Origin of the sequence: Arthrobacter zhaoguopingii (assembly GCF_009828595.1) — a bacterium.
GTDB lineage: Bacteria > Actinomycetota > Actinomycetes > Actinomycetales > Micrococcaceae > Arthrobacter_D > Arthrobacter_D zhaoguopingii.
In genome coordinates this window covers 132,326-147,997 of sequence record NZ_WPNY01000002.1, presented here as the reverse complement: position 1 = coordinate 147,997, position 15,672 = coordinate 132,326, and the positions used below count along the sequence as shown (strand labels likewise).

The 15,672-nt window shown below is 67.4% G+C and carries 9 protein-coding genes; 6 read left to right on the top strand and 3 right to left on the bottom strand.

Features of this window, described 5'->3' with window-relative positions; translation table 11 throughout:
• The first annotated feature begins 258 nt into the window (after window positions 1–258).
• Together GVV86_RS03060 and GVV86_RS03055 are read left to right on the top strand one after the other, a co-directional pair.
• Window positions 259–5,787 (top strand): peroxidase family protein, encoded by a 5,529-nt coding sequence (locus GVV86_RS03060; protein ID WP_159801354.1) that lies wholly within the window; start codon window positions 259–261, stop codon window positions 5,785–5,787.
• Between the two features lie 304 nt (window positions 5,788–6,091).
• On the top strand, window positions 6,092–7,054 hold the full coding sequence (locus GVV86_RS03055) for an aldo/keto reductase (RefSeq protein WP_159801353.1): 963 nt from the start codon (window positions 6,092–6,094) through the stop codon (window positions 7,052–7,054).
• Between the two features lie 670 nt (window positions 7,055–7,724).
• Here the strand turns inward: GVV86_RS03055 and GVV86_RS03050 are convergent.
• The 3 genes from GVV86_RS03050 to GVV86_RS03040 all read right to left on the bottom strand — a co-directional run bounded on the left by GVV86_RS03050 (window position 7,725) and on the right by GVV86_RS03040 (window position 12,179).
• Window positions 7,725–10,106 carry an ATP-binding cassette domain-containing protein gene (locus GVV86_RS03050; protein ID WP_159801352.1) on the bottom strand — a complete coding sequence of 794 codons (2,382 nt, stop codon included), beginning with the start codon at window positions 10,104–10,106 and terminating at the stop codon, window positions 7,725–7,727.
• A 146-nt stretch (window positions 10,107–10,252) separates the two neighbouring features.
• On the bottom strand, window positions 10,253–11,278 hold the full coding sequence (locus GVV86_RS03045; protein WP_159801351.1) for a zinc-dependent alcohol dehydrogenase family protein: 1,026 nt from the start codon (window positions 11,276–11,278) through the stop codon (window positions 10,253–10,255).
• 289 nt (window positions 11,279–11,567) lie between these two features.
• Window positions 11,568–12,179, bottom strand: coding sequence for a hypothetical protein (locus GVV86_RS03040; RefSeq protein ID WP_201291334.1), 612 nt, complete (start codon window positions 12,177–12,179; stop codon window positions 11,568–11,570).
• 345 nt (window positions 12,180–12,524) lie between these two features.
• Here GVV86_RS03040 and GVV86_RS03035 point away from each other — a divergent pair, with 345 nt between their 5' ends.
• From GVV86_RS03035 to GVV86_RS03020, 4 genes are read left to right on the top strand one after another with little or no spacing between them, the layout of a single operon-like run.
• Entirely contained in the window at window positions 12,525–13,850 is a 1,326-nt protein-coding gene (locus GVV86_RS03035) for an amino acid permease (RefSeq protein ID WP_246199619.1), read from the top strand.
• A 33-nt stretch (window positions 13,851–13,883) separates the two neighbouring features.
• Window positions 13,884–14,351, top strand: coding sequence for a dienelactone hydrolase family protein (locus GVV86_RS03030; RefSeq protein WP_343206282.1), 468 nt, complete (start codon window positions 13,884–13,886; stop codon window positions 14,349–14,351).
• 11 nt (window positions 14,352–14,362) lie between these two features.
• Window positions 14,363–14,992: a nucleoside/nucleotide kinase family protein gene (locus GVV86_RS03025; protein ID WP_159801348.1), complete on the top strand. Its 630-nt coding sequence runs from the start codon at window positions 14,363–14,365 to the stop codon at window positions 14,990–14,992.
• Between the two features lie 20 nt (window positions 14,993–15,012).
• Window positions 15,013–15,663, top strand: coding sequence for a peptide deformylase (locus GVV86_RS03020; RefSeq protein ID WP_159616517.1), 651 nt, complete (start codon window positions 15,013–15,015; stop codon window positions 15,661–15,663).
• Window positions 15,664–15,672: the final 9 nt, after the last annotated feature.

The following is a 15,672-nucleotide window of genomic DNA, read 5'->3' as shown; positions in this document are numbered from 1 at the left end:
CCGGGAGCCACCCGCGCCCTGCACCTCGGGCCTAAGTTTCCCCAAGGTTTTCACGAGGGGCAGGAAACACGCTGTGGGGGTTCCGTCCCTCCTAGCGGCAGGTGTGCCATGAAACGTTCAGCCCGGAATACCGACAGGGCTGCGGATCCATCAGGACCAGCAGTCCCCACCGATCCACCCCCGAATCGCAGAAAACGGCGCAGGGGCGGCAAGACGCCTCCTCCCTTCCGGCTGATCGCGGCCGCGACCACCCTGATCATGCCCCTGTCCCTGGGACTCCCTGTGGTGGCGGCCCACGCCGTCCAGGCTCCTGTCGGAGAAGGGTTCACGGTGTCCGCCTCCGACTTGTCCTACATCCTCAAGCAGATCAAGATCGCCGAGAACCATGTGGCGAAAACGACCCCGGCAACAGGTCCCTGCGGTGCGCTGGTCGGAACGGGACCGAACCAACTGGCCAGCCCGCTGCTCTCCCGGGGTCTGCGAACGGTTGACGGCAGCTGCAACAACCTCCAGCCCAACCAGGGGCACTACGGTGCGGCGGACCAGGTGTTCCCGCGCCTGACGAAGGCGACCTACAGCGCGGCGGAACCGAGCATGTTCGCGGCCCCGGGTGCGCCGGCGTCCACCTACAACCAGACGTCAGGGGACGTGTTCGATTCCAAGCCCCGGATCATCAGCAACCTCATTGTGGACCAAACCTCCGCTAATCCAGCAGCTGTCGCGGCAGCGGGCCATCCGGTGCGCACCCAGGGCAACAAGGGTCTGCTGCCCTGCACCACAGATCCCCAGCCCAACGCCGACCCGCCGGTCACCGGCGTACCGGCGGACTGCGTTCCCAAGTACGACACGATGTTCATTCCGAATGTCACAACCGATGTCGGGCTGTCACCGCCATACAACTCGATGTTCACGCTGTTCGGTCAGTTCTTCGATCACGGGGTTGACCAGACGGTCAAGGGCGGCGGCACTGTCTACATTCCGATGAAGGCGGACGATCCCCTCATCTCTGGCCCGGACCACATCAAGGGCAACGCTGACGACCTGCCGGCACATCTGAGGTTCATGGTCATGACGCGCGGGCAGAACCAGCCGGGGGACGACGGCGTCCTCGGCACCGCCGACGACGTCAAGGACGCGCTCAATACGGACTCGCCCTGGGTGGACCAGAGCCAGACCTACAGCTCACACTCCTCACATCAGGTCTTCCTGCGTGAGTATGAGAATGCTGAGGGCCGTCCCGTATCGACCGGCAAGATGCTCGGCGGCACTGGCGCCAATGCCGACGGCATGGCGACTTGGGCCAGCACCAAGGCCCAGGCCGCTACACTCCTAGGCATCCAGCTGCTGGACACGGACGTGACCAACGTTCCGATGCTCGCCGCGGACGCGTACGGCAACTTCATCCCCGGGCCCGCCCGTGGCCTGCCGCAGTTCGTGACCGGGTCGGGCCTGGTCGAGGCCGACCGCGCCGCGAATGACGGCAAGGGGACCCTCGTGCCTGACGATGTGCAGTACTTCGACACACCCTTCCTCACGGACATCGCGCACAACGCCGATCCCTCCCCGAAGGACACCGACCACAATCCGCGGACGCCTGCGGTGGTTCCCACCCCGGATGCGGACAGCACTCCCTCGGCCGACTTCGCCGACCAGGCACCGGGCACCTACGACGATGAGATGCTCAATGAGCACTTCATCGCCGGTGACGGCCGGGTGAACGAGAACATCGGCCTCACGGCCATCCACCAGGTGTTCCACTCCGAGCACGACCGCCTGGTCGATGACATCAAGGTCACGCTGGCCGCGAATCCCGCGCTACTCGCCGGGTACCAGGCGGCCGGCACCCTCGACTTCGGAGAGAGGCTGTTCCAGGCCGCGCGTTTCGTCACGGAGATGGAATACCAGCACATCGTGTTCGAAGACTTCGCCCGCAAGGTCCAGCCGGGTATCAACCCGTTCGAGCCGTTCGCCTTCACCGAGACCGACGTGAACCCCGCCGTGACCGCGGAATTCGCGCACGCGGTCTACCGCTTCGGCCATTCCATGCTGACGGACACCATCTCCCGCAAGAACGAGTACAAGCCCGGCAGCGACGGCGAGTACGGGACGGTGGACGATATCGCGGGAACCTCGAACGACATTTCCCTGCTCGAGGGTTTCCTGAACCCACCGGCATACTATGACGGTGGAGATGCCGGGGTGCTCGCGCCCAAGGAGGCCGCTGGCAGCGTGGTGATGGGCATGGCGGACCAGGTCGGAAACGAACTGGATGAATTCGTCACCGACACCCTGCGCAACAACCTTCTCGGGCTGCCGTTGGACCTGGCCACCGTAAACATCACCCGCGCCCGGTCCGAAGGCATTCCATCGCTGAACAACCTGCGCAAGGAACTGCATGCCGAGACCAACGACGGGCAGCTCAAGCCATACGTGAACTGGATCGACTTCGGTGAAAACCTCAAGCACCCGGAGTCGCTGGTCAACTTCGTGGCGGCCTACGGAACCCACCCGAGCATCACGGGGGCGACTACGGTGGAGGCCAAACGAGCTGCAGCACAACTGCTCGTCAAACCGGCCACCATTGACGGCGTGACAGCCGAGGCCCCGGCCGACGCGGCGGCCTTCCTGAACAGCACCGGTGACTGGGCCTCCAAGCCGACCGGCCTGAACGACGTCGACCTCTGGGTCGGCGGGCTTGCGGAACGGACCAATATGTTCGGCGGCCTGCTCGGCAGCACGTTCAACTACGTGTTCGAGCAGCAGATGACCAACCTCCAGAACGCCGACCGGCTCTACTACCTGGCCCGCACCCCGGGCATGAACCTGAGGGCACAGCTCGAAGGTAACTCATTCGCGGAACTGGTCATGCGCAACACGAACGCCCAGGCCCTCAAGGCCGACGCCTTCGCGACCGCGGACTGCGAGTTCGAGCTGAAAAACCTCAACGGAACCCCGGGAGGATTCGATTCGTCGGGCAATACCGTAGCCGACGATGTGGCAACTGATTGCGACGAGACGGCACTGCTGCTCCGTATGCCCGACGGCACGATCAAGTACCGTGCGATCAACAGTGTCGATCCCTCCGGAATCAACGGCCAGAGCGTCTACAACGGGACCGCCAACGCGGACCGCGTCTACGGCGGAAACGACAACGACACCTTCTGGGGCGGCAACGGAAACGATGTCATCGAAGGTGGAGACGGCGCCGACGTCGCGCTCGGCGGCAACGGAAACGACATCATCACCGACCTCAACGGTGACGACGTGCCCAAGGGCGGGCCGGGCAATGACGCCATCGACGGGGGACCGGGCCTCGACATCCTGATGGGGGGCGACGGGAGCGATTTCACCAACGGCGGCGAGAACGCCAATGAAACCTTCCTCGGGGAGGGGGATGACCTCGCCATCGGCGGCAAGGGGATCGATGCGGTCTTCGGTGATGGCGGGAACGACTGGATCGAGGGCGGGGAAAGCCCTGACTTGCTGATCGGTGACTCCAGCAACCTGTTCTTCCAGGACGACTCGCAGAAGCCCGGCCACGATGTCCTGATCGGCCAGGGCGGTGACGATGACTACGACATGGAAGGCGGCAACGACGTCGGCCTCGCCGGGCCCGGTGTTGAGAAGGTGGCCGGCGCCTCCGGTTACGACTTCGAAATCGGCCTGTCGGATCCGCAGAAGCAGGACGCGGACCTCGATCTGCCCATTCTTGGCCTGGACGTCCTGCAGGTCGGGGTGCGCGACCGGTACAACGAGGTGGAGGGACTGTCCGGGGGAGCCTTGGACGACACCCTGCGCGGAGATGATGTAATCCCAAGCGAGGTTGGCGGCGGGGGCTTCATCGGTTGCGACGTGTTCGATCAGGACGGCGTCAACATGGTGGAGGGCCTGGACGAGCTGATCACGTCCCTGCCGACTCCGCTGGCAGAGGTCGAAGCGCGGACCGAGTCCGGGGAATGCCAGCTCCTCAGCGGCAACGTCTGGGGCGACGGCAACATCCTGCTCGGCGGTGGCGGCAACGACCTCATCGAGGGCAGGGGCGCCGACGATATCCTCGACGGCGACCGCTACTACAACGTGCGACTCAGCGTCCGGGACGCGGCCGACCGGACCATCGAAATCGGCAGCGCCACCGGGATGACCGCGAAGTACCTCAAGGTCGGTGGCGTCCTTGCCGGGCAGACCCTCCAGGAAGCGGTTTTCGCCGGCAAGGTTGATCCGGGGAACATCGTAGTGGTGCGGGAAATCCTCACCGCTCCTGGCGGCTCGGACACCGCGGTGTTCTCCGACGCGGAGGCCAACTACACCGTTTCCACGACGCCCGCCGGTGCGGCCCTGGGTTCGCCCGGCTCCGTCACGACGGTGACGCATGACGACGGCGGTGCAGATGGTACGGACACGCTCCGGAACATCGAGAACCTGCGGTTCTCTGACACGCCGATTCCACCGCCGCCACCGACTGTTGTGGCTCCGGGTGTTCCCACCCTGGGCGCCATCACCGGCGGTAACGGTCGGGCGACGGTCGCGTTCTCGGCTGCAGCCGCCGGAGGGACCCCCACGGGCTTCACCGTCCGGGTCGTCGACGCGGCCAACGCCCAGGTCGGCGCCCTGCGCACCGCACCCGCCGGTGCCACCGCGCTCGTCATCGACGGCCTGACCAACGGCACGGCCTACCGTTTCCAGGTCCGGGCAACCAACGACGCCGGCACCAGCGCCTACTCGGCTCTGTCCGCCTCGGTGACGCCGGCTGTACCTCCGCTGACCACGGCCGTCCCGTCCATCACCGGGATAGCCAAAGTGGGTTCGGTCCTGACCGCCAACACCGGCATCTGGGGACCGGCGCCTGTTTCCTTCACCTATCAGTGGTTCAGCGGTGGTGGAGCCATCAGCGGTGCCACGGCGGCGACCTACACAGTGGCAGCTCCCGATGCAGGAAAAGCGGTAACGGTGCGGGTCACCGGCAGCAAGACAGGCTACGCACCCGCGACCACCACATCCGCGCCGATTACCGTCGCGGCCATAGTCCCTCCTGCCAACAGGCGCGACTACAACGGTGACGGACGGGGCGATCTTCTGGCCCGCGATGCCAGCGGCGTTCTGTGGACCTACCTCGGCAACGGTGCGGGGACCTTCCCGACCCGTGTCAGGGTCGGCTCCGGCTGGGGCGCCATGAACAGGATCAGCGCGGCCGGCGACCTGACGGGCGACGGTAAGGCCGATCTGGTGGCGAGGGATGCCAGCGGCGTCCTGTGGACCTACCGGGGCAGCGGAACGGGCACTTTCCCGACCCGCGTTCAGGCCAGTGGAGGCTGGGGTGCCATGACCGCCATCAGCGTAGCCGGCGACTTGACGGGCGACGGTAATGCCGATCTGGTGGCGAGGGACGCCAGCGGCATCCTGTGGACCTACCGGGGCAGCGGAACGGGCACCTTCCCGACCCGCGTTCAGGTGGGCGGAGGTTGGGGTTCCATGACCGCTATCACCGCAGGCGGTGACCTGACCGGCGACGGTAAGGCCGATCTGGTGGCACGGGATGCCAGCGGCATCCTGTGGACCTACCGGGGCAGCGGAACGGGCACCTTCCCGACCCGCATCCAGGGCAGTGGAGGCTGGCGTTCCATGACCGCCATCAGCGTCACCGATGACCTGACCGGCGACGGTAAGGCCGATCTGGTGGCGAGGGATGCCAGCGGCATCCTGTGGACCTACCGGGGCAGCGGATCCGGCACCTTCGCCAACCGTCTCCAGGTGGGGACAGGGTGGCAGACGATGACGGCCATCAGCTGACAACAGGGCGCCGCCCGTATTCCTGCCGGGGATGCGGGCGGCGCCTTCCGCCCAAGCGCACCGTCCGGCTCCGGCAGCTAGGGGCCAAGGTGTGCACCCGCAATCACCACGTCCGGGCCCCCGCTGCAGCCGCTTGCAGCATGGGGGTCCGGACGTGGGCCGTCGAACGGGTTGCTCCACCCGGTCGGGGCATCGATCACAACCGTTCACGGGGTGTCCGCAGCCCGAAACGCATAAACTGGGTCCTTTGAGTTGCCCCGCCATCCGGTCCGGGCACCGGCCTCGCCCCGGAAGGGATCCGCGCATGACGACGCAGACAGCACACCAGACCAGCAGGCTCCTCTTCGGCGCCATGGGCCTGGGCGGAACCTGGACCGATGAGCCCTACGGGGAGACGGATATTGATCAGGCGGAGACGGCCATTACGGCCGCGCTGGAAGCTGGAATCACCATGTTTGATCATGCCGACATCTACCGGCGCGGCAAGTCCGAAGCCGTCTTCGGCGAGGTCATGCGCAGAAACCCCGGGCTGCTGAACGGCGTGACGGTGCAGACTAAATGCGGCATCGTCCTGCCCGCCGACGACCGTGGCGGGTACTACGACCTCAGTGCCGAGAGTGTCCTGGCCGCCCTCGAGGGATCCCTCCGGCGGCTGCAGGTGGATGCCGTCAATGTCCTGCTGCTGCACCGGCCCGACCCGCTGCTCGACCCCCGGACGCTGAAGCCGGCGCTTCACTCCCTCCTGCAGGAAGGAAAAATCAGGGCGCTCGGCGTTTCAAATATGTCGGCCGCTCAAATGGACTACCTGCAGACCGAACTCGATATCCCGATCGCCGTCAATCAACTCGAGATGAGCCTGTTCAAGCGCGACTGGGTAGAAAGCACCGTGCTGGTGAACCATCCAGGCGGAGTGGAAAAGAACTTTCCCCACGGAACGATTGAGTGGTGCCTGAGCAACGGCACCCGGCTCCAGGCCTGGGGCGCCCTCGCGCAAGGACTTTACTCGCAGCCCCGGGAGGCGCACACTTCGGCCGAAGCGCAGGCCACGGATCTGGTGCGGCAGCTTGCCCTGGAGCGCAACACCAGCTCCGAGGCGATCGTCCTCGCGTGGCTCCTGAAGCACCCCGCCCGCATCGAGGCAGTGATTGGATCGACCAATCCGGAACGGATTCGGGCGTCGGCGGATGCTCCACGCCAGGCAGAACTGATGACGTCGAGCGAATGGTATGCGCTGTGGACCGCTGCCAGGGGGGCGCCCCTCCCATAGCTCCGACCGACTCGACCGGGCGAAATCCCGGCAGGGGAGTGGTGAGCCACGAAGGTGCCCGCCTCGATCCCTTGCCGACCTGCACGTCCCTGGTTCCTCCGGGTTTCGATTCCGATGGCGCAGCAGGCTGAAATTCCCGTGGGCACGTCACGGTCCAGGTTCCGACGATGACCACGGTTCCCGAGGGTTCGCCGATGTTGGACTGGCCGGTTGAATGGGTGTCCCGACGGCCGCATCGGATCGGTGGCTTCTGCGGCCAAAGGCACGCAGCCGTGCTGCTGGGCCTCATGAATGTGAGTCGAACAGCACGCGGTTCGCGAAGGGCCGTTCCAGCGGGAACTGCACGATGTCGAGCCTTCGGGGGAGCCCCTTCTGCAGATAAGTTGACATAATGTAGATTATCGGCGAATGGCTGAGGGGCGGGAAGGGGTGCCGAACGATGCCCGAAATGCTCGGTGCTGCGCAGTCCATCAGGACGTTTTCACACCCGTTCCCTGCTGCCATCCGGCACTGTACGAAAAGTTTCCTGACCGGTCCGCTGACGGTACGAACTGGCTCAATAGACCTCGGTCTGACTCAATGAACGCGGATCCGCAGGCGACGTACATGCCGGGTGAATTCGCTTTGCTCGGGAGCATACCGCGCCGGGCATGCACCCATCGTCCGTCAATCACGCCCCGACGTACGCCGCCAGATGCTCGCCGGTGAGCGTTGAGCGCTGTGCGACAAGGTCGGCCGGCGTGCCCTCGAAGACGATCCGGCCGCCGTCGTGCCCGGCGCCAGGGCCAAGGTCGATGATCCAGTCGGCGTGGGCCATGACCGCCTGGTGATGCTCGATGACGATGACCGACTTGCCGGAGTCAACGAGCCGGTCCAGCAGGCCCAGCAGGTTCTCGACGTCGGCCAGGTGCAGACCGGAGGTTGGTTCGTCGAGGACGTAGATCCCGCCCTTGTCCGCCATCTGGGTGGCCAGCTTGAGCCGCTGCCGCTCGCCGCCCGACAGCGTGGTGAGCGGCTGGCCCAGGCTGAGGTAGCCCAGACCGACGTCGGCGAGCCGGGCAAGGATTGCGTGCGCCGCGGGCGTGCGCGCCTCCCCCGCACCGAAGAATTCTTCGGCCTCGCTCACCGGCATGGCCAGCACCTCGCTGATGTTCTTCCCACCAAGGTGGTATTCGAGCACCGACGCCTGGAACCGCTTGCCGTCGCATTCCTCGCAGGTGGTGGCGACCCCGGCCATCATCGCCAGGTCGGTGTAGATGACGCCGGCGCCGTTGCAGGTCGGGCAGGCCCCCTCGGAATTCGCGCTGAACAGGGCCGGCTTGACCCCGTTGGCCTTGGCGAAGGCCTTGCGGATGGGCTCGAGCAGCCCGGTGTAGGTTGCGGGGTTGCTGCGCCGTGAGCCCCGGATGGCCGCCTGATCCACGGAGACCACCCCGTCCCGCCCGGACACCGACCCGGCGATCAGGGAACTCTTGCCGGAGCCGGCGACCCCGGTGACGACGACGAGGACCCCCAGCGGAATGTCGACGTCGACCTTACGCAGGTTGTGCGCGGTTGCGCCCCGGACCTCCAGCGCCCCGTTGGCCGTCCGGACCGACTCCTTGAGGGCGGCCCGGTCGTCGAAGTGGCGGCCGGTGAGCGTGTCGCTGGCCCGCAGCTCCTCCACCGTGCCCTCGAAGCAGACATTGCCGCCCGCGGTGCCGGCACCAGGGCCGAGGTCGACCACGTGGTCGGCAATGACGATTGCCTCCGGCTTGTGCTCAACCACCAGCACGGTGTTTCCCTTGTCGCGCAGGCGCAGCAGAAGGGCGTTCATGCGCTCGATGTCATGCGGGTGGAGTCCGATCGTGGGCTCGTCGAACACATAGGTGACGTCCGTGAGCGAGGACCCGAGGTGGCGGATCATCTTGGTCCGCTGCGACTCGCCTCCGGAAAGCGTCCCGGTCGACCGGTCGAGGCTGAGGTACCCGAGGCCGATCTCGACGAACGAGTCGAGGGTCTCCCCCAGGGCCGTCAGCAGCGGTGCCACGGACGGTTCGTCCAGGCTGCGCACCCATTCAGCGAGGTCGCTGATCTGCAGGGCGCAGGCGTCGGCGATGCTGATCCCCCGAATCTTGGATGACCGGGCGGCCTCGCTGAGCCGGGTGCCGTCGCATTCGGGGCAGGTGGTAAAGGTCACTGCCCGGTCCACGAAGGCCCGGATGTGCGGCTGCATGGCCTCCCGGTCCTTGGCGAGCAGGGATTTCTGGATCTTCGGGATCAGGCCCTCATACGTGAGGTTGATGCTGTCGACCTTGATCTTGGTCGGCTCCTTGTAAAGCAGGTCGTGAAGTTCCTGCTTTGTGAACTTTCGGATCGGCTTGTCCGCGTCGAAGAAACCGGAACTGCTGAAGATGCGGCCGTACCACCCGTCCACGCTGTACCCCGGGATGGTCAGTGCGCCCTCGCTGAGCGACTTGCTGTCGTCATAGAGCTGGGCCAGGTCGAAGTCGGTGACCGATCCCATTCCCTCGCAGCGCGGGCACATGCCGCCGGTGACACTGAAGCTGCGGCGCTCCTTCGTGGTCGTTCCACCGCGCTCGAGCGTCACGGCGCCCGATCCGCTGATCGAGGCGACATTGAAGGAGAATGCCTGCGGCGACCCGATGTGCGGCTGACCAAGGCGGCTGAAGACAATGCGCAGCATCGCATTGACGTCGGTGGCCGTCCCGACGGTGGAGCGTGGATTGGCGCCCATCCGCTCCTGGTCGACGATGATGGCGGTGGTCAGTCCGTCGAGCACGTCGACCTCGGGCCGGGCGAGGGTCGGCATGAAACCCTGAACGAAGGCGCTGTAGGTCTCATTGATCATGCGCTGGGACTCCGCCGCGATGGTGCCGAACACCAGGGAGCTCTTGCCCGAGCCGGAAACACCCGTGAACACCGTCAGCCGGCGCTTCGGGATTTCGATGCTGAGATCCTTGAGGTTGTTCTCCCGCGCGCCCTGTACGCGGATCACGTCGTGGCGGTCGGCTTTGTGGAGCGGCTGCGTGTCGGTACTGGCCATGCTCATGGTGACTCTCCGTCTGTGAAGCGGGCTTCGGAATGGTCTCCGGCGTCGTCAGGGTCAATCTAACCAGCTTGATGACGTGGTCCGGCGCCGGCAGGCACTGCGGGGCCGGGTCCCGGGCGGGTCTCCTCCGCCATCGATGCGCGGGGTCAGGGGCGGACGAGCACCTTGAGCGCCTTCCGCTCCGCCATGGCCCGGTAACCCTCGGCGATGTCGTCAAGATTCACGGTCCGGTCGAACACACGGCCGGGCTGGATCCCGCCGTCGAGCACCTCTTGAAGAAGCTCCTCGATGTAGGCCCGCGCCGGTGCCACGCCGCCGGTCAGGGAGACGTTCCGCATGAAGACGGACGGCATCGGTACCTCGGTGTACTGGGGCACCCCGACCCTGCTGACGAAGCCGCCGTCGCGCACCGCGGCAAAGGCCGTCTCGATGGCCGGCAGGGTGCCGACGCACTCGAGGACGGCGTGGGTGCCGTCTCCCCCAGTCAATTCCTTCACCCGCGCGGCTCCCGCCTCGCCCCGTTCGGATACAACCTCGGTGGCTCCGAAATCCCTTCCCAGGTCCGTCCGCGCCTGGTGGCGGCCCATCAGGATGATCTGCTCCGCACCGAGCCGCTTCGCCGCAATGACCGCCGACAGCCCCACGGCTCCATCGCCGATGACGGTCACTGTGGATCCCTGCCCGACCTTCGCCGTCACCGCGCTGTGGTGGCCGGTGCACATCACGTCCGAAAGCGTCAGGAGCGCCGGGAGGAGGTCCGAGTCCTCCGGGACCGGCACCTTCACGAGGGTTCCGTCGGCCTGGGGAATCCGGGCCGCCTCCCCCTGGCCGGCGTCGGGATTGCCCCAGTTGCCTCCGTGCCGGCAGGACGTCTGCAGGCCCGCCCGGCAGAAGTCGCAGGTGCCGTCCGACCATACAAACGGTGCGATCACCACATCCCCGCGCTTGACCGAGCCAACATCGCGGCCGATGTCTTCAACGACGCCGATGAACTCGTGCCCCATCCGTGAGCCGGCCGGGTTGGGCTTCATCGAGCCGTACGGCCAGAGGTCGCTGCCGCAGATACACGACACCAGCACGCGGACGACGGCGTCGGTGCTCCTCTCCAGGCTCGCGTCGGGAACATTCTCCACCCGGACATCTCCGGCTCCGTACATCAGCGTTGCGCGCATGGTTTCCTTTCCCGGGCTGCCCGGCGGCAGCAGCTTCCGATTCCTGTCTGCGGGGCCTCGGGCGGCCTGCACGAGCGGGATGCCTGTCAAAAATGGGGCTTCCGTCGGGCGGACGAGAAGACTCGGGCCCTGCCGCCGGCCGATCGCCTGAACCGGGCCGCCGGGCCATCCACCCGAGACTACCCCGGCCGAACAGGCGGGGAACAGCCCTGCCCGGCGGGTGGGTCGGCCGGTTCGCCGCCGGCTCGGCCGGTCGGCGGCAGGCGGCAGGAGGCAAACCGCTCGCCCCTTACTCGACCCCGTGCGGTGCCGCCGGTCCGGTCTTCCGTGGTCGAGCCTCTCCTGATTCCGCCGTGGGTGGTCCGGCCCTCCCTGGTTCGAAGCGCGGCGGCAACGGGGGCCGCCCGTCCTGGCCTGGGTGACCGGGACGCCGGAGCCGGCGGACGTCTGTACAGACCCAGGACAGCATCGCGGTCCCGCGGGCCGCGATCAACGCCGACAGGAGGGCCGCCGCCGCGTGCGCATACAGCATCGAGTGCAGGTCCTGCCCCGGCACAGCTGAGGCAGTGGACGGACCAGAAACCCCTGCGGCACCGTGACCGTGGGCGGGCACGACGTCGGCCGTTCCGCCAACGAACGCGCTGAAGGCGAAGTGCAGGAGCTGCTGGACCAGCCCGCACAGCACCAGGATCGACCACCCGGGCAGCCGGAGCCGCGCAAGCATCGACGCCGCAAGGCCCAGCAGGGCCGTGAGGGTAAGGAGCAGAGCCAGCGCCGGCATGAGGCCGCCGGAGGCGACGTGTGCCGCGAGGCCGGCCGCCACGGCCATCGGACCGGAAAGCCAGGCCAGCAGGACCCGAGGTCTCCACCGCGGTACGCCCGTGGCTGCCAGGTCCTCCATGCCATCCTCCTCCCCATTCGACATTGCACCCTCAGAAACCGCAACGCCCTTGGTCCCTGCGGGGTGTCAGCGGCAACGGCGACCGGATCGCATGCCGACAGCCGGGCCCGCGGCACCGTGCTTTCCTCCTTGCTACCGCCACCACCGGCCGCTGGCAAGTGCCGACATCTCTGTCCGGCCGGACCCCGGGCCGACCTCCCGGCCCGGTTCGGCGCTTTACCCGGTGACATAGCTGACATATACGCCCCCGATGTGCCGCTGGCACCGCAGGTCGGATACAAAGGAATGATGTCCACCGCCCCAGAAGAAGCAGCGAACCGTCAACCACTTCGGGCGACACGGCTCATGAAGCAACGGCAGCTGACCATGATGGGGCTCGGAAGCGCCATCGGCGCGGGACTCTTCCTCGGGTCCGGTGCCGGAGTCCAGGCCGCCGGCCCCGCCGTCCTGATTTCCTACCTCGTGGCCGGCACCCTGATCATCCTGGTGATGTGGGCGCTGGGTGAGATGGCCGCCGCCCACCCCAGCAGGGGTGCCTTCTCCGTCTATGCGGAGAAGGCGATGGGCCCGACCGTAGGGTCAACCATCGGCTGGCTGTGGTGGTTCCAGCTCGTGGTGGTGATCGCAGCCGAGGCCCTGGGCGCGGCCGCCCTGCTCTCGACGATCTGGCCGGTCCTGCCGGTCTGGGCGCTGGCCCTGATCTTCATGATCCTCTTCACGGCCATCAACCTCACCGGCGTGCGCAACTTCGGAGGGTTCGAATACTGGTTCGCGATCTTCAAGGTCGCGGCGATTGTCGTCTTTCTCGCAATCGGCGCCGCGCTCGTCCTGAACCTCCTTCCCGGAGTCCGGTCACCGGGACTGTCCAACCTCACCACCGACTTCGCCCCCGCCGGGCTAGAGGGCGTCGCGACGGCTCTGTTCATCGTCATCTTCGCCTTCGGCGGCACGGAGATCGTCAGCGTCGCCGCAGCCGAGACCGAAAACCCCTCGCGGAGCATCGGCCGGGCCGTGCGGGCCGTTGTCTGGCGCATTCTCGTGTTCTATGTCGGTTCCGTCCTGGTGATCATCCTCGTGCTGCCCGCTACCTCACCGGCGCTGGCCTCGCCGTTCAACGGGGTGCTCGATGCTGCGCGGATCCCGGGAGCGGGCACCGCCATCACCATCGTCGCGGTCCTGGCGCTGCTCTCGGCCCTGAACGCCAACCTTTACGGCGCCTCGCGCATGATCTACTCGCTGGCGGAGCGCGAGCAGGCACCGAAGTACATTCAGCATCTGAGCCCCGCCCGGGTGCCGCGGCGGGCGGTGACTGTCTCGGTGGTCTTCGGCTTCGCCGCGACCGTCCTTGAACTGCTGTTCCCGGAACGCATCCTGCCCGCCCTTTTCCAGCTCCTGGGTTCCACCTGCCTTGTGGTCTGGGGTTCAGCCCTCGTGTCGCAGATCATCCTTCGGCGGCGGGCGGACCGCGCCGGTACACCCCTGCCGGTGCGGATGAAAGGGTTCCCCTGGCTCACCGGCTTCGCCCTGATCATCCTGGGCGCGATCTTCGCCGTGGGGCTGAGTGCCGAAACGAGCCGCACCCAGCTGGTCAGCACAGCCCTCCTCATCGCCGCCATCGCTGCCGCGAGCACCCTGTTCCGCAGGGCCCGCGCACGGCAGCCAGCTGCCTAGGGGCAGCAACCGCGGCGCCCACACCGGGGGGCCCTGCCCGGCGGGAAGACGCCGGCCTATAGTGGCGGATCGTTCGGGCTGCCGGTCCAGGTCTACGCCATGGAGCAGGACCCGTTCTTCGCCGGCGAGGGTGATCTCGACGCCGCCCGGGCACTCGCCAGCGAAGTGGTCGACGCCGGCCTTTTCCTCTATCCCGGCCGGGAGCACCTCTTCGCTGACAGTTCACTGCCGTCCTACGACGCCGGCGCAACCGCGCTGCTCACCTGCCGGGTGCTCGGCTTCCTCGACGGGACCTGGGCGGCAGGGACTCTGGTGAACAGGGACGGCGGCACACGCCCGGCCGCCGGCGGCACGGACGTCCTCAACTCCGGGAGGGCCGACGTTGGGAGGGCATCACGGGGATGTACTCAGCACGGGCACAGCTTCCTGGCGCATCCTATGATGAGACACCGCGGAGAATCCGGGACGCCCGGCTCGCCACCCCGGCCCGCGCGTCCCTGAAAGGACCCCCCATGATCCTGGTGCTGATCGGCATCGACGGCGCGGGAAAAACGACGGCAGCGCACGCCCTGGCCGCCCACGTGCCGCCGGGCACCGACGTCCTGGTGCTGGGCAACTATTCAGGGCGGAAGACCTTCACCCGGTGGGCCCGGCGGGTCGGCCTCCAGCCGCCGGCCTGGCTGATGGACACCGCCGAGACGCTGGTGCGCCTGATTAACGTGCTGGTGAACTCGGCGAAAGCCGCACGCTTCGACGGCCTGGTGATTATGGACCGGCACCTTCACTGCCAGCTCGCCCTCAGGGCCGCCCGGGGCCTGCGCCGCGGCGTCCTCCTGCCGGCCGCACTGAGGCTGCTGCCCCGGCCCGGCGCCGTCGTGCTCCTCGACCTGCCCGCAGAACAGGCCCAGCTGCGCATCACGGCGCGCGGCACGGACATCGAAAACCTTGACGAACTGCAGGCGTACCGCACGGCGTACCTCGCCCAGGCTGGGGCGGGCGGGCACCCGGTGATTGACGCCGGAAGAGCACTCGAGGCCGTCGTCGCGGACCTGCAGGGCGTCCTGTCCGGACTCCGCCCCGGTGTCTTCCCGGAGCCGGCGCGGACGGGTCCGAGCGGTGCTGGGCCGGAGCTCCCTGGGTGAGTTCCTCGTACGATGAGTCCATGGAGACTCCGTCCGCGCACGCTGCCAGCTACTCCCCGTCCCAGCTCCACGACCTGGTGCACTCGATCCTGGGTCAGGAGCTGCCGCCGATCGTCCGGGCCGGGCACCCTGTGCTGCGGATGCGGGCGCAGGCATTCGACGGCCAGCTGGGCGATGCGGACCTCGCGGCCCTGATCACCCTGATGCGCCGGGTGATGCATCACGCTCCCGGCGTGGGGCTCGCCGCTCCGCAGTTGGGCATCCCCCTCAGCATCGCCGTCGTGGAGGACAAGGGGGTGGAGGACGACGCCGTCGCCATTGAACGCGGCCGCACTCCCCTGCCGTTCTTCGCCATGATCAACCCCCGCTATTCGGCGGCAGGGCCGGCCACCGCATCCTTCTACGAGGGGTGCCTGTCGGTCCCCGGCTACCAGGCCGTGGTGGAGCGGCACCGGGAGGTGTCGCTGGAGTACACCACGCCGGACGGCCGCGGCGTGACGACCCGCCTGAGCGGCTGGCCGGCGCGCATCGTGCAGCACGAGACGGACCACCTCAACGGCATCCTGTACCTGGACCGGGCCGAGACCCGCTCCCTCGCCGACAACCTCGAGTACACACGCCGCTGGGCTCATCCGTCGGTGGAAGAGGCCCGCCGGGGCCTCGGATTCTAGGCCCCGGCG